At 67.5% G+C, this 22512-nt stretch carries 20 protein-coding genes and 2 tRNA genes; 20 read left to right on the top strand and 2 right to left on the bottom strand.

Annotated features, from left to right (window positions below; translation table 11 throughout):
* Nucleotides 1-7 precede the first annotated feature (7 nt).
* The 10 genes from uvrA (at nucleotide 8) to HWD99_RS15540 (ending at nucleotide 11394) form a co-directional block, all read left to right on the top strand.
* Nucleotides 8-2896 carry an excinuclease ABC subunit UvrA gene (gene uvrA, locus HWD99_RS15585; RefSeq protein ID WP_241797101.1) on the top strand — a complete coding sequence of 963 codons (2889 nt, stop codon included), beginning with the start codon at nucleotides 8-10 and terminating at the stop codon, nucleotides 2894-2896.
* Nucleotides 2896-4797: an excinuclease ABC subunit UvrC gene (uvrC, locus tag HWD99_RS15580; RefSeq protein ID WP_241797100.1), complete on the top strand. Its 1902-nt coding sequence runs from the start codon at nucleotides 2896-2898 to the stop codon at nucleotides 4795-4797. Before uvrA ends, uvrC begins: the two co-directional genes overlap by 1 nt.
* Before the next feature lie 45 nt (nucleotides 4798-4842).
* Nucleotides 4843-5715 carry an RNase adapter RapZ gene (rapZ, locus tag HWD99_RS15575; RefSeq protein WP_241797099.1) on the top strand — a complete coding sequence of 291 codons (873 nt, stop codon included), beginning with the start codon at nucleotides 4843-4845 and terminating at the stop codon, nucleotides 5713-5715.
* A 68-nt stretch (nucleotides 5716-5783) separates the two neighbouring features.
* Nucleotides 5784-6761 (top strand): DNA-binding protein WhiA, encoded by a 978-nt coding sequence (whiA, locus tag HWD99_RS15570; RefSeq protein ID WP_241797098.1) that lies wholly within the window; start codon nucleotides 5784-5786, stop codon nucleotides 6759-6761.
* Between the two features lie 186 nt (nucleotides 6762-6947).
* A complete protein-coding gene (locus HWD99_RS15565; RefSeq protein WP_194763390.1) occupies nucleotides 6948-7574 on the top strand; it encodes a superoxide dismutase in 627 nt (208 codons plus the stop codon).
* A gap of 115 nt (nucleotides 7575-7689) precedes the next feature.
* Nucleotides 7690-8700, top strand: coding sequence for a type I glyceraldehyde-3-phosphate dehydrogenase (gene gap / locus HWD99_RS15560; RefSeq protein WP_241797097.1), 1011 nt, complete (start codon nucleotides 7690-7692; stop codon nucleotides 8698-8700).
* A gap of 10 nt (nucleotides 8701-8710) precedes the next feature.
* A complete protein-coding gene (pgk, locus tag HWD99_RS15555) occupies nucleotides 8711-9925 on the top strand; it encodes a phosphoglycerate kinase (protein WP_241797096.1) in 1215 nt (404 codons plus the stop codon).
* Entirely contained in the window at nucleotides 9916-10707 is a 792-nt protein-coding gene (gene tpiA, locus HWD99_RS15550) for a triose-phosphate isomerase (protein WP_241797095.1), read from the top strand. The genes pgk and tpiA overlap by 10 nt, the downstream gene beginning before the upstream one ends.
* Before the next feature lie 85 nt (nucleotides 10708-10792).
* Nucleotides 10793-11041 (top strand): preprotein translocase subunit SecG, encoded by a 249-nt coding sequence (gene secG, locus HWD99_RS15545; protein ID WP_194763386.1) that lies wholly within the window; start codon nucleotides 10793-10795, stop codon nucleotides 11039-11041.
* On the top strand, nucleotides 11041-11394 hold the full coding sequence (locus tag HWD99_RS15540; protein ID WP_194763385.1) for an RNA polymerase-binding protein RbpA: 354 nt from the start codon (nucleotides 11041-11043) through the stop codon (nucleotides 11392-11394). Before secG ends, HWD99_RS15540 begins: the two co-directional genes overlap by 1 nt.
* 84 nt (nucleotides 11395-11478) lie before the next feature.
* On the opposite strand, the gene HWD99_RS15535 is transcribed toward HWD99_RS15540, so the two are convergent.
* A complete protein-coding gene (locus tag HWD99_RS15535) occupies nucleotides 11479-12684 on the bottom strand; it encodes a hypothetical protein (RefSeq protein WP_241797094.1) in 1206 nt (401 codons plus the stop codon).
* A gap of 131 nt (nucleotides 12685-12815) precedes the next feature.
* Nucleotides 12816-12889, bottom strand: a tRNA-Gly gene (locus tag HWD99_RS15530).
* 111 nt (nucleotides 12890-13000) lie between these two features.
* Between HWD99_RS15530 and HWD99_RS15525 the strand changes: the two genes are divergently transcribed.
* The 10 genes from HWD99_RS15525 (at nucleotide 13001) to clpX (ending at nucleotide 22411) form a co-directional block, all read left to right on the top strand.
* A tRNA-Pro gene (locus tag HWD99_RS15525) sits at nucleotides 13001-13074 on the top strand.
* A gap of 62 nt (nucleotides 13075-13136) precedes the next feature.
* Nucleotides 13137-14654, top strand: coding sequence for a trigger factor (gene tig, locus HWD99_RS15520; RefSeq protein WP_241797093.1), 1518 nt, complete (start codon nucleotides 13137-13139; stop codon nucleotides 14652-14654).
* Between the two features lie 70 nt (nucleotides 14655-14724).
* Nucleotides 14725-15234 carry a tetratricopeptide repeat protein gene (locus HWD99_RS15515; RefSeq protein ID WP_241797092.1) on the top strand — a complete coding sequence of 170 codons (510 nt, stop codon included), beginning with the start codon at nucleotides 14725-14727 and terminating at the stop codon, nucleotides 15232-15234.
* A gap of 81 nt (nucleotides 15235-15315) precedes the next feature.
* The gene (locus HWD99_RS15510) at nucleotides 15316-15915 is read left to right on the top strand and encodes an ATP-dependent Clp protease proteolytic subunit (RefSeq protein ID WP_241797091.1); all 600 of its coding nucleotides are present in this window, start codon (nucleotides 15316-15318) and stop codon (nucleotides 15913-15915) included.
* A gap of 20 nt (nucleotides 15916-15935) precedes the next feature.
* Nucleotides 15936-16577 carry an ATP-dependent Clp protease proteolytic subunit gene (locus tag HWD99_RS15505; RefSeq protein ID WP_194763380.1) on the top strand — a complete coding sequence of 214 codons (642 nt, stop codon included), beginning with the start codon at nucleotides 15936-15938 and terminating at the stop codon, nucleotides 16575-16577.
* 149 nt (nucleotides 16578-16726) lie between these two features.
* On the top strand, nucleotides 16727-17662 hold the full coding sequence (locus HWD99_RS15500; protein ID WP_241797090.1) for a sugar-binding transcriptional regulator: 936 nt from the start codon (nucleotides 16727-16729) through the stop codon (nucleotides 17660-17662).
* Nucleotides 17659-18660, top strand: a complete 1002-nt coding sequence (gene deoC, locus HWD99_RS15495) for a deoxyribose-phosphate aldolase (protein WP_241797089.1) — start codon at nucleotides 17659-17661, stop codon at nucleotides 18658-18660. The genes HWD99_RS15500 and deoC overlap by 4 nt, the downstream gene beginning before the upstream one ends.
* A gap of 11 nt (nucleotides 18661-18671) precedes the next feature.
* Entirely contained in the window at nucleotides 18672-20114 is a 1443-nt protein-coding gene (locus tag HWD99_RS15490; RefSeq protein WP_241797088.1) for an aldehyde dehydrogenase family protein, read from the top strand.
* Entirely contained in the window at nucleotides 20111-20980 is an 870-nt protein-coding gene (locus tag HWD99_RS15485) for an aldehyde dehydrogenase family protein (protein ID WP_241797087.1), read from the top strand. Before HWD99_RS15490 ends, HWD99_RS15485 begins: the two co-directional genes overlap by 4 nt.
* Nucleotides 20981-21142: 162 nt before the next feature.
* Nucleotides 21143-22411: an ATP-dependent Clp protease ATP-binding subunit ClpX gene (gene clpX / locus HWD99_RS15480; protein WP_241797086.1), complete on the top strand. Its 1269-nt coding sequence runs from the start codon at nucleotides 21143-21145 to the stop codon at nucleotides 22409-22411.
* The last annotated feature ends 101 nt before the right edge of the window (nucleotides 22412-22512 follow it).

Below are 22512 nucleotides of genomic sequence, written 5' to 3'. Positions count from 1 at the left end.
TTGATCGGTGCCTATCGTCCCGGTTGCAACCCCAGGAAAACTCAGTGTTCGCGGTGCCCGCGTCCACAATCTCAAGAACGTCGACATCGACATCCCACGCGACTCGCTCGTCGTGTTCACCGGCCTGTCCGGTTCCGGAAAGTCCAGTCTCGCGTTCGACACGATCTTCGCCGAAGGGCAGCGTCGCTACGTCGAGTCGCTGAGCGCGTACGCGCGGCAGTTCCTGGGCCAGGTCGACCGACCGGACGTCGACTTCATCGAGGGGCTGAGCCCGGCGGTGTCGATCGATCAGAAGTCGACCAACCGCAACCCGCGCTCGACGGTCGGCACGATCACCGAGATCTACGACTACATGCGCCTGCTCTGGGCGCGAATCGGCATCCCGCACTGCCCGGAGTGCGGTGAGCGCATCCAGCGGCAGACCGTGCAGCAGATCGCCGATCAGCTCATGGGGCTTCCCGACCGCACGCGCTATCAGATCGTCGCGCCGATCGTCTCCCAGAAGAAGGGCGAGTTCGTCGACCTGTTCCGCGAGCTCGGCGCCAAGGGATACTCGCGTGCCATCGTCGACGGCGACCTGATCCAGCTCGCCGAGCCGCCCACGCTGAAGAAGAGCTACAAGCACGACATCGCGGTCGTCGTCGATCGCCTCGTGGCGGCCGACGACATCCTCGGCCGTGTCACCGACTCGGTCGAGACGGCGCTCGGACTCGCCGGCGGCGTCGTGCAGGTGAACTTCGTCGATGAAGAGGGCGACGACGCCTGGCAGTCGTTCTCCGAGAAGCTCGCGTGCCCGAACGGCCACGCGCTCACGCTCACCGAGATCGAGCCCCGCACCTTCTCGTTCAACGCACCGTTCGGCGCCTGCCCGGCCTGCTCCGGACTCGGCACGCGCATGTCGGTCGACGTCGACCTGATGCTCGGCGACGAAGAGCTCTCGATCCGCGAAGGCGCGATCATCCCCTGGACCACCCAGGGCAAGGGCCTCTTCCAGTACTACGAGCGCCTGCTCGAGGGGCTGGCCGCCGACCTCAACTTCTCGCTCGACACCCCGTGGCAGGATCTGCGGGTCGATGTGCAGGACGCGATCCTCCGCGGCGACAACTACAAGGTGACGGTCAAGTTCAAGAACCGGTACGGCCGGGAGATGCGCTACGCGTCGGGGTTCGAGGGCGTCGTGCCCTACATCGAGCGCCAGTACGCGCAGGCCGAGTCCGACACCCAGCGGGCGCGCTGGGGTGAGTACCTGCGCGAGGTGCCGTGCCCCGTGTGCGACGGCAACAGGCTGAAGCCCGAGGTGCTCGCGGTGCAGGTGCACGGGCACTCGATCGCCGAGGTCTCGCACCTCAGCCTCGTCGACGCCCGCGCATTCATGGAGACCCTGGTCCTCACCGACCGCGAGGCGAAGATCGCCGCTCAGGTGCTCCGCGAGATCCGTCTTCGGCTCGACTTCCTGCTGCAGGTCGGTCTGTCGTACCTCAACCTCAGCCGCTCCGCGGGCTCGCTGTCGGGAGGCGAGGCGCAGCGCATCCGCCTGGCCACGCAGATCGGCTCCGGCCTCACCGGCGTCCTGTACGTCCTCGACGAGCCGTCGATCGGCCTTCACCAGCGCGACAACCGACGCCTCATCGACACTCTGCTGAAGCTGCGCGATCTGGGCAACACCCTCATCGTGGTCGAGCACGACGAGGAGACGATCGAGGCGGCCGACTGGGTCGTCGACATCGGACCGGGGGCCGGTGTGAACGGCGGCGAGGTCGTGCACTCGGGGCCATACTCTGCTCTGCTGAACGAGCCGGCCTCGATGACGGGGGAGTACCTCTCGGGGGTCCGGGAGATCCCGACGCCGACGAAGCGCCGCAAGCTCGACAAGAAGCGCAAGATCAGCGTCGTCGGTGCGCGGGAGAACAACCTCAAGAACGTGAGCGTCGACTTCCCGCTCGGCGTCCTGACGGCCGTCACGGGTGTCAGCGGCTCGGGCAAGTCCTCCCTGGTCAACGACATCCTCTACCAGGTGCTCGCGTCGCGCCTCAACGGTGCACGCACGGTTCCCGGCAAGCACACCCGCGTGTCCGGCCTCGACAACCTCGACAAGGTCGTGCACGTCGACCAGGCGCCGATCGGTCGCACGCCGCGATCGAACCCCGCGACCTACACCGGAGTCTTCGACAGGATCCGCTCGCTGTTCAGCGAGACGCCCGAGGCGAAGGTCCGCGGCTACCAGCCGGGGCGGTTCAGCTTCAACGTCAAGGGCGGGCGCTGCGACGCCTGCTCGGGCGACGGCACGATCAAGATCGAGATGAACTTCCTGCCCGACGTGTACGTCGACTGCGAGGTCTGCCACGGAAAGCGCTACAACCGCGACACGCTCGCCGTGCACTACAAGGGCAAGAACATCGCCGAGGTCCTCGAGATGCCGATCGCCGAGGCTGCGGAGTTCTTCGAGCCCATCCAGGCGATCCACCGCTACATGAAGACGCTGGTCGACGTGGGTCTCGGATACGTGCGCCTCGGCCAGTCTGCGACGACCCTGTCGGGAGGCGAGGCGCAGCGCGTCAAGCTCGCGACCGAGCTCCAGCGCCGCAGCAACGGCCGCAGCATCTACGTGCTCGACGAGCCGACCACGGGCCTTCACTTCGAAGACGTCCGCAAGCTGCTCGAGGTGCTCAACGGACTCGTCGACAAGGGCAACTCGGTCATCGTGATCGAGCACAACCTCGACGTGATCAAGTCGGCGGACTGGGTCATCGATCTCGGTCCCGAGGGCGGTTCGGGCGGAGGCGAGATCCTCGCCACCGGCACACCCGAGCAGATCGCCCGGGTCGAGGAGAGTCACACCGGCCAGTTCCTCGCCGAGATCCTGGATGAGGGGCGCTCCGCGCGGAAGGCCAGCTGATGGCCGACGTGCTCCCGTACAAGCCGCGGGCGGGTGAGATACCGACCAACCCGGGCGTGTATCGGTTCAGGGACGCCGACGGGCGTGTGCTCTACGTGGGCAAGGCGAAGAACCTCCGTCAGCGTCTGTCGAACTACTTCGCCCCGCTGCGCACCCTGCACGAGCGCACCCGTCGGATGGTGACGACGGCATCGTCCGTCGAGTGGACCGTCGTGCCGACCGACGTCGACTCCCTGCAGCTGGAGTACATGTGGATCAAGGAGTTCGATCCGCCCTTCAACGTGCGATACAAGGACGATAAGTCCTATCCGTTCATGGCCGTCACCCTCGGCGACGAAGCGCCGAGGGTGATCGTGACCAGGAACCGCAAGATCCCCGGCGCACGGTACTTCGGCCCGTACCCCAAGGTGTGGGCGGTGCACGAGACGATCGACCTGATGGTCAAGGCGTTCCCCATCCGCACGTGCAGCGACTCGAGCTACAAGCGGGCGATGCAGACGGGACGGCCCTGCTTCCCCGGGCAGATCGGCAAGTGCGGCGGCCCCTGCTCGATGACCGTGACGATCGAGGAGCATCGCGCCATGGTCGACGACTTCGTCGCGTTCATGGCCGGGGGCGATGAGCGGTTCACGCGAGAGCTGACCCGACGGATGCTCGCGGCCTCGGCGGCGATGGACTACGAGGCGGCGGCCAAGTACCGCGACAAGCTCTCCGCGATCGAGGCCGTGCTCGGCAAGAGCGCGCTGGTGCTGGCGAGCGACGAGGATGCCGATCTGTTCGGGATCGCGGAGGACGAGCTCGCCGCCGCCGTGCAGCATTTCGTGATCCGCGGCGGACGCGTGCGCGGAGTCCGTGCGATGACGATCGAGAAGGAGATCGACATCTCCTCGGCCGATCTCGTCGATCAGGTGCTCCAGCGAGCGTACGGCGATGCGCAGGATGTGCCCCGGCGGATCATCGTGCCGACGCTGCCGGACGACGCTGCCGATCTCGAGGTCTGGTTGCGTGAACGACGCGGCAAGAAGGTCGAGATCGCGGTCGCCCAGCGCGGTCAGCGCGCCGATCTCATGCGCACCGCCACGCTCAACGCGCAGCAGGCGCTGATCCGCTACAAGACCCGTCGGACGAGCGACTACGTCGCGCGCACCCAGGCTCTGACCGACCTGCAGGATGCTCTCGGCATGAGTGAGGCGCCCCTGCGCATCGAGTGCTTCGACATCTCGCACCTCGGCGGCACGAACGTCGTCGCGTCGATGGTGGTGTTCGAAGACGGGCTGCCGCGAAAAGACCAGTACCGCTCGTTCAACATCGCGGAGACCACCGACGACACGGACTCGATGTATCAGGTTCTCCGGCGTCGTCTCGCCTATCTCGACCGCCCCGAGGAGCAGGATCCCGAGGAGCAGGCGGTCGAGGACGCACTCGCGGAGGGGGTCGTGGCCGAGGTCAAGCGCAAGCCGCGTTTCGCCTACCCGCCCCAGCTGCTGCTCGTCGACGGCGGTCAGCCGCAGGTCGAGGCCGCCGCACGGGCCCTCCGCGATGCGGGACACACCGAGATCGCCGTCTGCGGCATCGCGAAGCGGCTCGAGGAGATCTGGCTGCCCGGGGAGGACTTCCCCGTGATCCTGCCGCGCACCAGCGAATCCCTCTATCTCCTCCAGCGCCTGCGTGATGAGGCGCACCGATTCGCCATCACCCATCAGCGCAAGCGGCGCAAGGGTGACATCACCACGGTCCTCGCCGAGGTCCCGGGGCTCGGAGCCGCCCGCATCAAGGTCCTGCTCAAGCACTTCGGCTCGGTCACGGCTCTCAAGTCGGCCGCCCCGGCGGAGATCGAGGAGGTTCAGGGGATCGGTCCAGTCCTCGCGCGGAACATCCACTCGCATCTGTCCACGCGGTAGCGCGCAGTCGCTAGGCTTGGCGTAGCGGGGGAGAAGGAGTCAACCATGGCTGACGGGGACAAAGGCGAGTTCCTCATCGTCACGGGCATGTCGGGCGCAGGACGCACGACGGTCGCGAACGCGCTCGAGGACCTCGGGTGGTACGTCGTCGACAACCTGCCGCCGCAGATCCTCCGTCCTCTCCTCGACCTCACCGACATGGGCGGCACGTCGCTCCCGAAGATCGCCGCGGTGGTCGATGTCCGAGGGCGCAATCTCTTCGACGACTTCCCCGGCGTGACTCGTGCGCTGCGCTCGCGCGGGTCGATCCGGATCCTCTTCCTCGACGCGTCGGACGATGTGCTCGTGCGCCGTTTCGAGGCCGTCCGCCGACCACAGCCCCTCCAGGGAGACGGCACGCTTCTCGACGGCATCCGCACGGAGCGTTCGAAGCTCGCACCGATCCGCGAGGCGGCGGATCTCGTGATCGACACGTCGTCGCTCAACATCCACCAGCTCGCCACGCAGGTGTCGGAGCTGTTCTCCGAAGAGGGCGCCGCGCGTCATCGGGTGACGCTGATGAGCTTCGGCTTCAAGTACGGGCTCCCGACCGATGTGGATCTCGTGGCGGACATGAGATTCCTCCCCAACCCGTTCTGGAACGAGGAGCTGCGTGGGCTGACCGGTCAGGACGAGTCGGTGCGCGACTACGTGCTGTCTCGCGAGGGCGCGGCCGAGTTCCTCGACGCCTACGCCGCCGCTCTGACGCCCGTCCTCGAGGGATATCAGCGCGAGAACAAGAGTCATTCGACGGTGGCGATCGGCTGCACCGGCGGCAAGCATCGTTCGGTCGCGATGACCGAGGAGCTCGCGCGCCGCCTCGCAGCGGTGCCCGGAGTGGCCGTCAACGTGCGGCATCGGGACCTCGGCCGGGAGTAGCAACCGCCTCCATCCGAGTAAGCTGGAGGTTTGCGTCGCGATCCGGCGCGTGAGCGTAGAGGAGTGTCGTGGCACTAACCACCGACGTCAAGGCTGAGCTAGTCAGCATCCGCAATGCACCCCCCACGGTGCGCGTCGCGGAGGTCACATCGATCCTCCGGTTCGCCGGTGGGTTGCACTCGATCGCCGGCCGGGTCGCCGTCGAGGCCGAGGTGGATGCAGAAGTGCTCGCCCAGCGCGTCGCCCGCGACCTCGCTGAGATCTACGGCGTGCGCCCGGAGATCGCCCAGGTGCAGTCGAGCACCGCGAACGACGGCGCGCGGTGGGCGGTCCGCGTGATCGCCGCGGGCGAGACCCTCGCGCGCCAGACGGGGCTCCTCGACCAGCGTCGCCGTCCGGTGCGCGGCCTCCCCAACCGCCTGACGACCGGCTCTCGCGCCGAGATCGCCGGACTGTGGCGAGGTGCGTTCCTCGCCGCCGGAACCCTCAGTGAGCCCGGCCGCTCCGCGATGCTCGAGGTGTCGTGCCCATCCTCGGAGGCGGCGATGGCCCTCGTGGGTGCCGCGCATCGTCTGGGCGTCGCCGCCAAGGCCCGTGAGGTGCGCGGCATGCCGCGCGTCGTGGTGCGCGAGGGCGAGGCGATCCGCACGATCCTCAGCGAGATGGGCGCGCAGAAGACCGCTGTCGCCTGGGAGGAGATGCGCCAGCGTCGCGAGGTGCGCGCCGGTGTGAACCGCCTGGTCAACTTCGACGACGCCAACCTGCGCCGTTCCGCGCAGGCGGCGGTCGCCGCGTGCGCCCGCGTCGAGCGCGCCCTCGAGATCCTCGCAGACGACGTGCCCGACCACCTCAAGGTCGCAGGCGAGCTGCGCCTCGCACACCGAGACGCCAGCCTCGACGAGCTCGGCCACCACGCCGAACCGCCGATGACCAAGGATGCAGTGGCCGGTCGCATCCGTCGCCTTCTGGCGATGGCCGACAAGCGTGCGCAGCAGGAGGGCATCCCCGGTACGGAGGCCGCCGTCCCCGCCGGACTCGACGTCTGAGACGTCCGCAGACACCAGCGAGGCGATCCCTGTCAAGGGGTCGCCTCGCTTCGTCATATCGGGGAAGGATCAGGGTCGACGACGCGTTGTCGTCACTAGGATGAGTTAAGTCCGCTCCGCACCGCACTTCGGTGGCGCGGAGGATCGGCAAGCGCCGCGGCGCGGCGCGGATTGGATGAAAGCGATATGGCGACCTACACGCTCCCCGACCTCCCGTACGACTTCGCAGCACTGGAGCCGCACATCAGCGGCAAGATCATGGAGCTGCACCACGACAAGCACCACGCGACCTACGTCGCGGGCGCGAACACGGCACTCGAGCAGCTCGCCGAGGCTCGTGAGACCGGCAACCTGGCCAACGTGAACAAGCTCGAGAAGGACCTCGCGTTCAACCTCGGCGGCCACGTCAACCACTCCATCTTCTGGACCAACCTGTCGCCGACCGGCGGCGGACAGCCCGAGGGCGAGCTCAAGGCCGCCATCGACGAGTTCTTCGGCTCGTTCGAGAAGTTCCAGGCGCACTTCACCGCCAACGCGCTCGGCATCCAAGGCTCCGGCTGGTCGGTGCTCAGCTGGGACTCGATCGGTCAGCGACTGATCATCCAGCAGCTGTTCGACCAGCAGTCGAACACGGCTCAGGGAACCGTGCCGCTGTTCCAGCTCGACATGTGGGAGCACGCCTTCTACCTCGACTACCTGAACGTCAAGGCCGACTACGTCAAGGCCGCCTGGAACATCGCCAACTGGGAGAACGTCGCCCAGCGGTTCGAGGTCGCCCGCGAGAAGACGAACGGCCTGCTGGTACTGTCGTAATCGGGTCGCGTCCCGACGGGCTCAGTCTCGTCGGGACGCCATCTCAGCCAAAAACCCCCGCGCATCGCGTATGCACTTTTGCTGCGCACCGCGCACGAGAAACAGGGAGACCTGAGTGTCTGTCAAGATCGGTATCAACGGCTTCGGCCGCATCGGACGCAACTACTTCCGCGCGGCTCTCGCGCAGGGAGCGGACATCGAGATCGTCGCGGTCAACGACCTCACCGACAACAAGACCCTTGCCCACCTTCTGAAGTACGACTCCGTGGGCGGCGTCCTCGACGCTGACATCAGCTACGACGACGAGAGCATCACGGTCAACGGCAAGACGATCAAGGCTTTCGCGGAGCGCGACCCCGCCGGCCTTCCGTGGGGCGAGCTGGGTGTCGACATCGTCATCGAGTCGACCGGCTTCTTCACCAAGGCCGACCTCGCCAAGAAGCACATCGAGGCAGGCGCCAAGAAGGTCCTCATCTCGGCTCCGGGCACCGGCGTCGACGGCACCTTCGTCATGGGCGTGAACGAGGACACGTACAACCCGGAGACGGATCACATCATCTCCAACGCGTCCTGCACGACCAACTGCCTCGCACCGCTGGCACAGGTCTTCAACGACGCCTTCGGCATCGACCGCGGCTTCATGATGACGGCCCACGCCTACACCGCGGACCAGAACCTGCAGGACGGCCCGCACAGCGACCTGCGCCGTGCCCGTGCCGCCGCGATCAACATCACCCCGGCCTCCACCGGTGCCGCCAAGGCGATCGGTGAGGTCCTGCCCGAGCTGCAGGGCAAGCTCAGCGGCTCGTCGTACCGCGTTCCGGTCCCGACCGGCTCGATCGTCGACCTCACGCTGATCACCGACCGCGAGAACCTCACGGTCGACGAGGTCAACGAGGCGTACAAGAAGGCCGCCGCCGAGGGTCGCCTCGCCGGCTTCCTGCAGTACAACGAAGACCAGATCGTCTCGAGCGACATCGTGCACAACCCGCACTCGTCGATCTTCGACGCCACCCTGACCAACGTCAGCGGCAACCTGGTCAAGGTCTCCAGCTGGTACGACAACGAGTGGGGCTACTCCAACCGTCTCGTCGACCTGACCGAGTACGTGGCAGAGCGTCTCTGAGACACCTCCCATGACTCTGCGCACCCTGGATTCACTGGGGTCGCTCGAGGGCAAGCGCGTCATCGTCCGTTGTGATCTCAACGTCCCCCTGCGGGATGGGATCATCACGGACGATGGCCGTGTCCGCGCCTCGCTGCCGACCCTCAACGCACTGATCAACGCGGGCGCCCGCGTCGTCGTGTGCTCGCACCTCGGACGCCCCGACGGTGCGCCCGACCCGCAGTACAGCCTCGAGCCGGTCGCGCAGCGACTGTCGGAGCTGCTCGGCAAGCCGGTCGCGTTCGCTCGCGACACGGTCGGCGAGTCGGCTCAGGAGGCCGTGGCTTCGCTGGAGGACGGCGGCATCGTCGTCATCGAGAACCTGCGGTTCAACCCGGGGGAGACCTCGAAGGATGACGCCGAGCGCGGCGCCTTCGCGGCTCAGCTCGCAGAACTCGGCGACGTGCTCGTCTCCGACGGCTTCGGCGTCGTGCATCGCAAGCAGGCGAGCGTCTACGACCTCGCCGAACTGCTGCCGTCCGCCGCGGGCCTGCTCATCGCCGCGGAGCTCGACGTGCTCGACCGTCTCACCGAGAACCCCGAGCGTCCGTACGCGGTCGTCCTCGGCGGATCCAAGGTGAGCGACAAGCTCGGTGTGATCTCGCACCTGCTCCCGCGCGTCGACCGCATCCTCGTCGGCGGCGGCATGCTGTTCACCTTCCTGAAGGCACAGGGTCACGCCGTGGCGTCCAGCCTTCTCGAAGAGGACCAGCTCGAGACCGTCCGCGGCTACATCGCCGAAGCCGAGAAGCGCGGCGTGGAGCTCGTGCTCCCGACCGATGTCGTGGTGGCATCGTCGTTCTCGGCGGATGCCGACCATGAGGTCACGTCCGCCGACGCGATCGAGAGCACCGCGTTCGGCGCATCCGGCATCGGGCTCGACATCGGCCCCGAGACCGCGGCCCGGTTCGCGGAGGTCATCCGCGGATCGAAGACGGTGTTCTGGAACGGCCCGATGGGTGTGTTCGAGTTCCCGGCGTTCGCGCACGGCACCAAGACCGTCGCACAGGCGCTCACCGAGGTCGACGGCCTGAGCGTCGTCGGCGGCGGGGACTCCGCCGCGGCGGTGCGTCAGCTCGGATTCGCCGACGATCGCTTCGGTCACATCTCGACCGGTGGCGGCGCCAGCCTCGAGTTCCTCGAGGGCAAGAAACTACCCGGCCTGGAGGTGCTCGGATGGGCATGAACGCCCGTACCCCGCTGATCGCGGGAAACTGGAAGATGAACCTCGACCACCTGCAGGCGGTCGCGTTCGTGCAGAAGCTGCACTGGACGCTGAAGGACGCCAAGCACGAGGACGGCTCCGTCGAGGTCGCGGTGTTCCCGCCGTTCACCGACATCCGCAGCGTGCAGACGCTGATCGACGCGGACAAGATCCCGTTCGCGCTGGGTGCGCAGGACATCTCGGCTCACGACTCCGGTGCCTACACCGGTGAGGTGTCGGGTGCGTTCCTCGCCAAGCTCGACGCGAAGTACGTCATCATCGGCCACTCCGAGCGTCGTGAGTACCACGCGGAGTCGGATGAGGTCGTCGCTGCCAAGACGAAGGCCGCGCTGAAGCACGGTCTGTCGCCGGTCATCTGCGTCGGCGAGACCGCAGAGGACCTCGAGAAGTTCGGCGCCAGCGCCGTGCCGGAGAGCCAGCTGGAGGCCGCCCTGCAGGGGCTGTCGAAGGATGCCGACATCGTCGTGGCGTACGAGCCCGTCTGGGCCATCGGCTCGGGTCAGGCCGCCACGCCCCAGCAGGCGCAGGACGTCTGCGCCGCGCTGCGCGGTGTGATCGCGAAGGTCCTCGGCGACGAGGCGGCGGCGCGCACCCGCGTCCTCTACGGCGGGTCGGTCAAGTCGGCGAACATCGCCAGCTTCATGCGTGAGCCCGATGTCGACGGTGCACTCGTCGGAGGCGCGAGCCTCGTGGTCGACGAGTTCGCGGCGATCATCCGCTTCGAGAAGCACGTCGGCGTGTGAGCGCGTGCGGCGGGGCTCCGGCCCCGCCGCACCGTATACTTGACCGTTACCGGGGCAATCCTGCCCCAGCGAAAGGCTCTTCCTCGTGGAAATTCTCGAGTTCGTCCTGCAGGTGGTGCTGGGTATCACCAGCGTCCTGCTGACTCTCCTCATCCTGCTCCACAAGGGTCGCGGTGGCGGCCTGTCCGACATGTTCGGCGGAGGCATGACATCGGCGGTCGGATCCTCCGGCCTCGCAGAGCGCAACCTCAATCGATTCACGGTCATCCTCGCCCTGGCGTGGTTCGTGGCGATCGTCGCGCTCGGTCTCATCACGAAGTTCGAGGTGATCTGATGGCTACCGGCGGCAATGCGATCCGAGGGACCCGTGTCGGTTCCGGCCCCATGGGCGAGCAGGACCACGGCTACCACGCCGACCGCATCGCGGTGTCCTACTGGGACGGTCTCGGCAACGAGACGGTCCGCTACTTCGCGGCGGGTCTTCCCGAAGAGGAGATCCCCGAGACCATCGATCACCCGCAGTCCGGGCTGCCGGCCGGTCGCGACAAGGAGAATCCTCCTGCACTCGCCAAGACCGAGCCGTACAAGACCCACCTCGCGTATGTGAAGGAGCGTCGTACCGACGAGGAAGCCGTCCAGCTCCTCGAGGACGCGCTCACCCAGCTGCGCGAGCGTCGGGGTCAGTGACCTCGATCTGAACGACGAAGAGGCCGCCGCGATCCGTTCGCGGCGGCCTCTTCCGTGCCCAGCACGCTGTTCTCACGGCCGCTGTCACCGGCAGCCGTAGGCGGCGTCGATGTAGGACTGCGGCGGGTATCCGTACGCCCACACGCCGTTCGCATCGTCGGTGAACCCCATGCTGATGGCCCACGCGGTCGCCCACTTCTCGATGCTGTCCTGCGTCGACGAGTCGTACATGTCCTCGCACTTCACGCTGATCGCGTGGCCGACCTCGTGGGCGACGAGCGCTCTGCTCCGCTCAGCCGGCCACTGCTCTGCAACCGAGTTCGACAGTTCGATCGTCGCGCGATCGGGGTCGTCCCACCACCAGCGGGTGAGACCGCCCATGCTGCCGTTGTATCCGGCGCCGTTCACGATCGGGTTCCAGTCGAACTCCAGCAGCACCCCGGGTGCCAGCGAGCGCGCGAAGGCCTCGATCTCGAGGCGGGCGCCCTGCAGCGGTCCCGCCTTCTCGGCGAGCTCCTGCTGCTCGGTCGACACGACCTGGACCGCGGCGTCCTGCATCGCCGCCAGGGAGCCGACGGCCGACTCGTCCAGGACCGTCGTACGGGAGGATACCGCTGCGGCGTCTCTCAGCGCGATCACCGCGTCGTTCCTCGCGGACGGGTGCGCTGCTTCGAAAGCAGGAGCCGCCGCGGCGGCGGAGGAGAGAAGTGCGATCCCCGCCTCGGTGAGGCGTGTCTGCGTCGCGGTGATCGCGGGCGACGCACCGTCGAGGTCGGCTGCCAGCTCGTCGAGATCGCGAGTCTGATCCGTGAGCTCGCCCGTCGCGGCGAAGAGCTGCCAGAAGGGGAGAGGCTTCGTCTCCGCGACAGGGAGATCTCGATCGATGAGGTCTGTCGCGGGAGCGATCGTCCCGCCGGCGTCCGCGGCCTCGCTGGCGAGTGTCTCTCGGGCGGCGGGGCTCGCGAGCGCGCCCGTGTCGGTCTGCACCAGCTGATCGGCGATCTCGACGGCGGATGCGAGCGCGTCGACCTCCTCCTGCACCAGCGTCTGCGTGCTCCCGGTCGAGGTCAGCGCGTCATCGAACCCGGCGCGCGCGTCGTCGTAGGCGAGGTTGGCGGTGATCTGAAGCGTTCCGATCGCGACAGCCGCGACGAGCACGGCGACCGCGCCTCGGATGAGCCCGGCGCGCGGACGCCGACGACGCCGAGACTCGTCGCCCGTGCTCGCGAAGCGCACGGGGAGAGTGTGGCCGCCGGCTCCGGCTCGGACCACGTCGACGGGTGCAGTCATGCGGGGACCTCCGTGGGGAACCTGCGTATCACGACTCTAGTCAGATCCGCCGGGACGGCGAGCAGCAGATCCGTCGAGACGGGTGGTCCGGAAAGCAGAAAGGCCCCCGCATCGCGGGGGCCTTTCTCGAGTGGAGGGGCTGACGAGAATCGAACTCGCATCATCTGTTTGGAAGACAGAGGCTTTACCACTAAGCTACAGCCCCGTTGTCGGCGGTGAACCCGGAGGAACTGTGCCGACTCATCGATCATAGCGGACTGTCGGACGTGCTCATGTCCGTTAGACTCGGTGGGGCTGAATCTGCGTGCAGATTCCCCGGGGCGTAGCTCAGTTTGGTAGAGCGCCCGCTTTGGGAGCGGGAGGTCGCAGGTTCAACTCCTGTCGCCCCGACACGGCTCGAACGGCCTGACAGCCGCGATTCAGCGCGGAAACCACAAGGAGAACACACCAGCATGGCGAACAGCACCGTCGAGAAGCTCACCCCGACCCGGGTCAAGCTCAGCATCACGGTCACCCCCGACGACCTCAAGCCCAGCATCTCGCACGCCTATGAGCACATCGCTCAGGACGTCCAGATCCCCGGCTTCCGCAAGGGCAAGGTCCCGGCTCCGATCATCGACCAGCGCATCGGCCGCGGAGCGGTCATCGAGCACGCGGTCAACGAGGGCCTCGACAAGTTCTTCCGCGAGGCGAGTGCCGAGCACAAGCTGCGCATCGTCGGCCGTCCGGCCGCCGAGATCACCCAGTGGCCGAACGAGAAGGACTTCTCGGGAGACCTCCTGGTCGACATCGAGGTGGACGTCCGCCCCGAGATCGAGATCCCCGCGTACGACGGCATCACCCTGACTGTCGACGCCGTCGAGGCTGACGACGCCGCCCTCGACGAGGAGATCGAGAAGCTCCGTGCCCGGTTCGGCACGCTCGTCCCCGTCGACCGCCCCGCGGCGAAGGGTGACTTCGTCGAGCTCGACCTCGTCGCCACGATCGACGGCGCCGAGATCGACCGCGCCGAGGGCGTCTCGTACGAGGTCGGCTCCGGCGAGCTGCTCGAGGGCATCGACGATGCGATCGAGTCGCTCACCGCCGGTGAGGACACCACCTTCCGCTCGGCACTCGTGGGCGGCGACCACGCCGGCTCCGAGGCCGAGGTCTCCGTGAGCGTCAAGGCCGTCAAGGAGCGCGAGCTTCCCGAGGCCGACGACGACTTCGCGCAGATCGCCAGCGAGTTCGACACGATCGCAGAGCTCCGCGAGAGCCTCGCCGAGCGCGTCGCCCAGCAGGGCGTCTTCACGCAGGGCTCCGCCGCTCGCGACAAGCTCGTCGAGACGCTGCTCGAGCAGATCGAGATCCCCGTCCCGCCGCAGCTCATCGAGGACGAGGTGCACAACCACCTCGAGGGCGAGAACCGCCTCGAGGACGACGTGCACCGCGCCGAGGTCACCGAGGCCAGCGAGAAGCAGTTCCGCACGCAGGTCCTGCTCGACACGATCGCCGAGCAGGCCGACGTGCAGGTCTCGCAGGAGGAGCTCTCGCAGTACCTCATCCAGTCCGCGTCGCAGTACGGCATGGCGCCGCAGGAGTTCGTCGAGGCGCTGCAGTCGTCGAACCAGCTGCCCGCGCTCGTCGGCGAGGTCGCCCGCAACAAGGCGCTCGCGATCGCGCTCGGCAAGGTCAAGGTCGTCGACACCAACGGCAAGGCCGTCGATCTGTCCGACTTCGTCGTGACCGATGACGAGGCTGAGGCCGCTGAGACCGAGGCTCCTGCCGAGGAGAAGCCGGCCAAGAAGGCTCCCGCCAAGAAGGCCGCTGCGAAGAAGGCCGACGACGCCGAGGGCGACGAGAAGCCCGCTGCGAAGAAGCCCGCTGCGAAGAAGGCTCCCGCGAAGAAGGCCGACGACGCTGAGGCTCCGGCCAAGAAGCCCGCTGCCAAGAAGGCGCCGGCCAAGAAGGCGGCCGACAAGGCTGAGTGATCGAACACGATCTCGATGAGAGGGGCGGATGCTGAGGCATCCGCCCCTTTCTCGTGGAGGAGGGAACGACATGAGTGACGACACGAACATGACCTGGGACGACCGCATCGACGAGGTGTGGGCCGATGCATCCGGCGAGGAGGTCGGGGAGTCGACGATCGCCCGCATCGATGCTCTTGCCGCCGAGCGCGGTGAGGACGACGCCCGCGCGGAGTTCGAGAGGGGTGGGGCGCGGGACTCCGCCGGCCTGCCGGCCGAGGCCGTCGAGTTGTACCGGCGCGCTCTCTCGCTGGGCCTCGACGACGAGCACCGTCCGCAGTGCGTGATCCAGCTGGCCAGCTCGCTGCGCAACCTCGGTGAGTACGACGAGGCGCTCGCGGTGATCCGCGCAGAGCAGGAGCGCTCGGCCGACGGCCCGTATCGGGACGCGCTCGCGACCGTGCACGCGCTGATCCTCGCGAGCTCGGGGAAGCCGGCGCAGGGACTCTCGGTCGCGCTGCTGGCCCTGGTGCCGCATCTGCCGCGGTACCACCGCTCCATGACCGCGTACGCCCACGAGATCGCGGAACTCGACGGCTGATATGCCGACGGCGAACACGGCCTGGGCGCCGCGTTGTCGCCGGTAGATTCGAATCACTGAAACACGGAATCAGGAGCTGACATGGCTGCAGAACCCCTCCTCGCTACGAGCGTCTTCGACAGGCTGTTGAAGGACCGCATCATCTGGCTGGGATCGGAGGTGCGCGACGAGAACGCCAACGAGATCTGCGCGAAGATCCTCCTTCTCGCCGCAGAGGACTCCGAGAAGGACATCTACCTCTACATCAACTCGCCCGGTGGATCGATCACCGCGGGCATGGCGATCTACGACACGATGCAGTTCGTCCCGAACGACATCGTCACCGTCGGCATCGGCATGGCGGCATCGATGGGCCAGCTGCTGCTGACCGCCGGCACCAAGGGCAAGCGCTACATCACCCCGAACGCCCGCGTTCTGCTGCACCAGCCCCACGGCGGATTCGGCGGCACCTCGAGCGACATCCAGACGCAGGCGCAGCTCATCACCTCGATGAAGAACCGTCTCGCCGAGATCACCGCCTCGCAGACCGGCAAGTCCGTCGAGCAGATCAACGCCGACGGTGACCGCGACCGCTGGTTCACCGCCGACGAGGCTCTCGAGTACGGCTTCGTCGACCACATCCGCGACTCGGCCACCGACGTCGTCGGCGGCGGCGGAACCGACCAGGACAACACCAAGTAACGGAAAGCGAAAGGACTCTCATGTACGCACCCACCTTCCGCTCTGCCGGCAACCTGCCCTCCAGCCGCTACGTGCTCCCTCAGTTCGAGGAGCGCACCGCGTACGGCTTCAAGCGTCAGGACCCCTACAACAAGCTGTTCGAGGATCGAGTGATCTTCCTCGGCGTGCAGGTCGACGACGCGTCGGCCGACGACGTCATGGCCCAGCTGCTCGTTCTCGAGAGCCAGGACTCCGAGCGCGACATCACCATGTACATCAACTCGCCCGGTGGTTCGTTCACCGCCATGACGGCCATCTACGACACGATGCAGTACGTCGCGCCGCAGATCCAGACCGTCGTGCTCGGCCAGGCGGCATCCGCCGCATCCGTGCTGCTCGCTGCCGGGCACCCCGGCAAGCGTCTCGCTCTGCCCAACGCCCGCGTGCTCATGCACCAGCCGGCGATGGGCGAGGCCGGACACGGTCAGGCATCCGACATCGAGATCCAGGCGGCGGAGATCCTCCGCATGCGCACCTGGCTCGAGGAGGCGATGGCCCGTCACACGGGCAAGCCCGTGGAGCAGGTCAACCGCGACATCGACCGCGACAAGATCCTGTCCGCCGCCGAGGCGCTGGACTACGGCATCGTCGACCAGGTGCTCACCTCGCGCAAGCGCATGTGACCATTCGGATCTGAGAGGACGTCGGCCCCCGGGCCGGCGTCCTTTCGTCATTCCGGCAGATGTGCGGATCACCTCGTACTATTGCTCATATGAGCACGCGGATGCGCGAAATCCGTTGCGCGCGTACTCTGGAGAACGAGGAGGATGCTGTGGATGACGAGCTGACGATGGTCCGCGTCGCCGAGTTGTACTACGACGAGGAGAAGACGCAGGACGAGATCGGAGCGCTCCTGGGCCTCTCCCGTTGGAAGGTCGGGCGCCTGCTCATCCAGGCGCGCGAGCGCGGCATCGTCAGGATCGAGATCATCCACCCGCGTGCGCGTCGGCTGGGACTCGAGCGCGAACTCGTCGATCGACACGGTCTCTCGGCCGCGGTGGTCGTTCCCGCCCCCGAGGGTGACGACGGAACACTCGAGCGCGTCGCACAGGCGGCCGCCGACTACCTCACGGCCATGCGGCCGGTGCCGCGCACGCTCGGGGTGAGCTGGGGTCGCACGCTGCGCGCCGTCGCCGAGGCGCTCCCCGACGGGTGGGCGACCGGAGTCACCGTCGTGCAGCTCAACGGGGGAGTGAGCCTCAATCGCAGGTCGGGCGGCGCAGCCGGACTCGCCGTCACGATCGCACAGCGGGCCTCGGGTCAGGTCTCGCTGCTGCCCAGCCCCGCCATCCTCGAACGCGTCGAGACCAAGCAGGCCATCGAGGCCGACCGCACCGTCGCGGCCGTGCTCGAAGAGGCCGCGGAGGCGCAGGCGTTCCTGTTCACGGCGGGCCCGTGCGACGCGAGCTCGGCCCACGTCGAGAACGGCTACCTGTCGGCATCCGATGTCGAGGAGCTGTCGCGGCGCGGAGCCGTGGGCGACGTGCTCGGTCGATACATCGACGCGGACGGCAACATCGTCGACCCGCAGCTCGACGCGCGCACGGTCGGCGTCGACCTCGGCCGCCTTCGCGGAGCGAGCCGAGCGGTCTTCGTCACCGCCGGTGACGCCAAACATGACATCGCGCGTACAGTCGTGACAAGCGGCCTGTGCAGCGTCCTGGTGACAGATGAGAACACAGCACGAGCATTGTTGGAGGAACGATGACGACCCAAGAACTCAGCCGCAGATCGGCGGTGGAGGTCCTCGGCGGTGAGCCGGACGACGCCACACTCCGCCGCTTCCTGCATGGCCTTCCCGGAGTCGACGCCGTCGGGCTCGAGCAGCGTGCTGCCGGCCTCGGCACGCGATCGATCAAGACGACGTCGAAGGCCTGGGCCCTCGACACGATCATCAGGCTGATCGACCTCACGACGCTCGAGGGCTCGGATACGCCGGGCAAGGTGCGGTCTCTCGTCGCGAAGGCGAAGAACCCCGATGCCGCCGACCCGTCGACCCCGAAGGTCGCCGCCGTCTGCGTCTACGGCGACATGGTCGGCGATGCGGTCGAGGCGCTCGGCGGCCTGCACGGCGATCCCGATGACGGGCTCATCTCCGTCGCCGCGGTGGCGACCGCGTTCCCGAGCGGGCGCTCGTCTCTGGCGATCAAGCTCGCCGACACCGCCGAGGCCGTGGCCGCCGGTGCCGACGAGATCGACATGGTGATCGACCGAGGTGCCTTCCTCTCCGGACGCTATGGCCTGGTCTTCGATCAGATCGCCCAGGTCAAGGAAGCCTGCCGCCGAGCCGACGGCTCCTACGCCTCGCTCAAGGTCATCCTCGAGACCGGCGAGCTGAACACATACGACAACATCAAGCGTGCCTCGTGGCTCGGCATCCTCGCCGGCGGCGACTTCATCAAGACCTCGACGGGCAAGGTGCAGCCGGCGGCGACGCTGCCGACCACCCTGCTCATGCTCGAGACGGTGCGCGACTGGCACCGTGGCACGGGGCAGCGCATCGGCGTGAAGCCGGCCGGCGGCATCCGCTCGTCGAAGGATGCCGTGAAGTACCTCGTCACGGTCGCCGAGACGGTGGGCGAGGAGTGGCTCCAGCCGCACCTCTTCCGCTTCGGCGCGTCGAGCCTCCTGAACGACGTGCTGCTGCAGCGTCAGAAGCTCACCACCGGCCACTACTCCGGCCCCGACTACGTCACGATCGACTAGGAGCCCCGTACATGTCATTCCTGGAATACGCTCCGGCACCGGAGTCGAAGGCCGTCCTGAACCTCAAGGACAGCTACGGCCTGTTCATCGACGGCGAGTTCGTCGACGGCTCGGGTGCGAGCTTCACCACCATCTCGCCTGCCGACGAGACGCGCATCGCCGAGATCGCCTCGGCGAGTGACGAGGACGTCGACCGTGCCGTCGCCGCTGCGCGCCGCGCCTACGACAAGACCTGGTCGACGATGAGCGGCCGCGATCGGGGCAAGTACCTCTTCCGCATCGCCCGCCTCGTGCAGGAGCGCGCCCGTGAGCTCGCGGTCGCCGAGAGCCTCGACAACGGCAAGCCGATCAAGGAGAGCCGAGACGTCGACGTGCCGCTGGTCGCGTCCTGGTTCTTCTACTACGCCGGCTGGGCCGACAAGCTCGACTACGCCGGGCTCGGCGCGAACCCGCGCGCGCTCGGCGTGGCGGGTCAGGTGATCCCGTGGAACTTCCCGCTGCTCATGCTCGCGTGGAAGCTCGCTCCCGCGCTGGCCGCCGGCAACACCGTCGTGCTCAAGCCCGCCGAGACCACGCCGCTGACGGCGCTGATCTTCGCGGAGATCCTGCAGCAGGCCGACCTTCCGGCAGGTGTGGTCAACATCGTGACCGGAGCCGGTTCGACCGGTGCCGCGCTCGTGCGGCATCCGGACGTCGACAAGGTGGCCTTCACCGGGTCGACCGGCGTCGGACGCGACATCGCCCGCGCGGTCGCCGGCACCAGGAAGAAGCTCACGCTCGAACTCGGCGGCAAGGCCGCGAACATCGTGTTCGACGACGCGCCCATCGATCAGGCGATCGAGGGCATCGTGAACGGCATCTTCTTCAATCAGGGTCACGTGTGCTGCGCCGGCAGTCGGCTGCTCGTGCAGGAGTCGATCCACGACGAGGTCATCGACCGACTCAAGAGCCGCCTGTCGACACTGCGTCTCGGCGACCCGCTCGACAAGAACACCGACATCGGTGCGATCAACTCGGCCGCGCAGCTGGCCCGCATCCGCGAGCTCAGCGACATCGGCGAGGCCGAGGGCGCGGAGCGCTGGACGGCGGACTGCGCGATCCCCGAGAAGGGATTCTGGTTCGCTCCGACGATCTTCACCGGTGTCGAGGCCTCCCATCGCATCGCCCGCGATGAGGTCTTCGGACCCGTTCTCTCGGTCCTGACGTTCCGCACGCCCGCCGAGGCGATCGCCAAGGCCAACAACACGCCATACGGTCTCTCCGCCGGCATCTGGTCGGACAAGGGATCGCGCATCCTCGCGGTGGCCGATCGCCTCCGCGCCGGCGTCGTGTGGGCCAACACGTTCAACCGATTCGACCCGTCGAGCCCGTTCGGCGGATACAAGGAGTCCGGATACGGCCGCGAAGGCGGACGCCAGGGTCTCACCGCCTACCTGAAGGGGGCATCAGCATGAGCAAGCGACACAGTGCCAATGACCGACTCAGTGTTCCGAAGACCTACAAGCTCGCGATCGGCGGCGCCTTTCCGCGCAGCGAATCGGGGCGTACGTACGAGGTGCTCTCGGCCAAGGGCGCGTTCCTCGCGAACGCCGCGCAGGCGTCCCGCAAGGATGCGCGGGATGCGGTCGTGGCGGCCCGCGCGGCGGTGAAGGGCTGGTCGGGAGCGACCGCCTACAACCGCGGCCAGGTGCTGTACCGCATCGCCGAGGTCCTCGAGGGGCGCCGCGCGCAGTTCATCGACGAGATCTCCGCGCAGGAGGGCGTGTCGGCAACCGCTGCCGCGACTCAGGTGGATGACGCGATCGACCTCTGGGTCTGGTACGCCGGGTGGTGCGACAAGTACGCGCAGGTCGCGGGGAACGCGAACCCGGTCTCCGGGCCGTACTTCAACATCTCGGTGCCGGAGCCGACCGGAGTCGTCGCGATCGTCGCGCCGCAGGACTCCGCTCTGCTCGGCCTCGTCTCCGTGGTGGCGCCCGCGCTCGTCGCCGGGAACACCGTCGTCGTGATCGCGAGCGAGCGTCATCCGCTGTCGGCCATCAGTCTCGCCGAGGTGCTCGCGACCAGCGACGTGCCCGGGGGAGTGGTCAACGTCCTCACCGGATCGCCCGCCGAGATGGCGCCGTGGCTCGCGTCGCACCAGGACGTGAACGCGCTCGACCTCGCCGGAGCGGGGGCCCTGGACTGGGTCGACATGCAGATCGCCGCCGCCGAGACACTGAAGCGCGTCCTGACCCCCGGTGAGGTGACGGCATCGCCCGAGCGGATCGCCGCCTTCACCGAGATCAAGACCGTGTGGCACACCAAGAGCATGGTCTGACAGCACGTTCTCGACAGGCCCGCCCACGCCTCGCGTGGGCGGGCCTGTCCGTCTGCGAGTCGATATCGACTCGAGATGCGCGCGCCGCGCCAATGCGTCCCGGTGTCGGATGCAGCGGTTAGGCTCAGTAGACGATCTCTGGATCCCCCTAGGAGGACGCGCATGGCCCGTATCGGTGAAAGCGCTGACCTGTTCAAGTGCTCGTTCTGCGGAAAGAGCCAGAAGCAGGTGCAGCAGCTCATCGCTGGACCCGGTGTGTACATCTGCGACGAATGCGTCGAACTGTGCAACGAGATCATCGAAGAGCGGATGGCCGAGTCCTCCGCCGAGGGGAGCGCGGACTTCGAGCTGCCCAAGCCCCGAGAGATCTTCTCCTTCCTCGAGGAGTACGTCGTCGGTCAAGAACCCGCGAAGAAGGCCCTGTCCGTCGCGGTCTACAACCACTACAAGCGAATCCGCGCGCACGGCACTCTGCAGACGGCCGAGCAGAAGGCCGAGAGCGTCGAGATCGCCAAGAGCAACATCCTGCTCATCGGTCCCACCGGCTGCGGCAAGACGTATCTGGCCCAGACGCTCGCGAAGCGCCTGAACGTTCCGTTCGCGGTCGCCGACGCCACGGCGCTGACCGAGGCCGGTTATGTCGGTGAGGACGTCGAGAACATCCTGCTCAAGCTCATTCAGGCGGCGGACTACGACGTCAAGCGCGCCGAACAGGGGATCATCTACATCGACGAGGTCGACAAGATCGCACGCAAGGCCGAGAACCCGTCGATCACCCGCGACGTCTCGGGCGAGGGCGTGCAGCAGGCGCTGCTCAAGATCATCGAGGGCACGGTCGCCTCGGTGCCGCCCCAGGGTGGACGCAAGCACCCTCATCAGGAGTTCCTGCAGATCGACACGTCCAACGTGCTGTTCATCGTCGCGGGCGCCTTCGCGGGCCTCGAGGACATCGTCTCGGCACGCGTCGGCAAGCACGGCATCGGCTTCGGCGCACCGCTGCACGACAAGGGCAAGGACCTCGACCTGTTCAGCGAGGTGCTCCCGGAGGACCTGCACAAATTCGGACTCATCCCCGAGTTCATCGGTCGCCTCCCGGTGGTCACGAACGTCTCGCCGCTCGACCAGGATGCTCTCATCGACATCCTCACCGGCCCTCGCAATGCGCTCGTCAAGCAGTATCAGCGCATGTTCGAGCTCGACGGCGTCCAGCTCGAGTTCGAGGAGGACGCCCTCCGGTCCATCGCCGACCTCGCGGTCGAGCGGAAGACCGGCGCACGAGGCCTCCGCGCGATCCTCGAGGACGTGCTCGGCCCCATCATGTTCGAGATCCCCTCGGCCGAAGACGTCGCGAAGGTCATCGTGACCCGCGCGGCCGTCGACGAAGGTGCGCCTCCCACGATCGTGATGGAGCGCAAGCGCAAGAGCGCGTAAGCTCGCTGCCCATTCCCTGGCGGGTGTTCGGCTCCGACATCGTCGTCGCCGACCGGTGGATGCGGCTGCGCGCCGACCGATGCCGGGGTTCGTGCTGTCGC

Origin of the sequence: Microbacterium sp. C5A9, assembly GCF_022627955.1 — a bacterium.
Taxonomy (GTDB): Bacteria; Actinomycetota; Actinomycetes; order Actinomycetales; family Microbacteriaceae; genus Microbacterium.
This window is presented reverse-complemented; position numbering and strand designations above follow the sequence as displayed.

What these genes read in the sequence shown, in the direction of transcription:
- tpiA (WP_241797095.1), top strand. Translation starts at nt 9,916, where the DNA reads ATGGGCATGAACGCCCGTACCCCGCTGATCGCGGGAAACTGGAAGATG.
- tig (WP_241797093.1), top strand. Translation starts at nt 13,137, where the DNA reads ATGGCGAACAGCACCGTCGAGAAGCTCACCCCGACCCGGGTCAAGCTC.
- HWD99_RS15505 (WP_194763380.1), top strand. Translation starts at nt 15,936, where the DNA reads ATGTACGCACCCACCTTCCGCTCTGCCGGCAACCTGCCCTCCAGCCGC.
- HWD99_RS15515 (WP_241797092.1), top strand. Translation starts at nt 14,725, where the DNA reads ATGAGTGACGACACGAACATGACCTGGGACGACCGCATCGACGAGGTG.
- HWD99_RS15535 (WP_241797094.1), bottom strand. Translation starts at nt 12,684, where the DNA reads ATGACTGCACCCGTCGACGTGGTCCGAGCCGGAGCCGGCGGCCACACT.
- HWD99_RS15565 (WP_194763390.1), top strand. Translation starts at nt 6,948, where the DNA reads ATGGCGACCTACACGCTCCCCGACCTCCCGTACGACTTCGCAGCACTG.
- HWD99_RS15510 (WP_241797091.1), top strand. Translation starts at nt 15,316, where the DNA reads ATGGCTGCAGAACCCCTCCTCGCTACGAGCGTCTTCGACAGGCTGTTG.
- rapZ (WP_241797099.1), top strand. Translation starts at nt 4,843, where the DNA reads ATGGCTGACGGGGACAAAGGCGAGTTCCTCATCGTCACGGGCATGTCG.
- HWD99_RS15485 (WP_241797087.1), top strand. Translation starts at nt 20,111, where the DNA reads ATGAGCAAGCGACACAGTGCCAATGACCGACTCAGTGTTCCGAAGACC.
- HWD99_RS15490 (WP_241797088.1), top strand. Translation starts at nt 18,672, where the DNA reads ATGTCATTCCTGGAATACGCTCCGGCACCGGAGTCGAAGGCCGTCCTG.
- pgk (WP_241797096.1), top strand. Translation starts at nt 8,711, where the DNA reads ATGACTCTGCGCACCCTGGATTCACTGGGGTCGCTCGAGGGCAAGCGC.
- deoC (WP_241797089.1), top strand. Translation starts at nt 17,659, where the DNA reads ATGACGACCCAAGAACTCAGCCGCAGATCGGCGGTGGAGGTCCTCGGC.
- HWD99_RS15540 (WP_194763385.1), top strand. Translation starts at nt 11,041, where the DNA reads ATGGCTACCGGCGGCAATGCGATCCGAGGGACCCGTGTCGGTTCCGGC.
- uvrC (WP_241797100.1), top strand. Translation starts at nt 2,896, where the DNA reads ATGGCCGACGTGCTCCCGTACAAGCCGCGGGCGGGTGAGATACCGACC.
- clpX (WP_241797086.1), top strand. Translation starts at nt 21,143, where the DNA reads ATGGCCCGTATCGGTGAAAGCGCTGACCTGTTCAAGTGCTCGTTCTGC.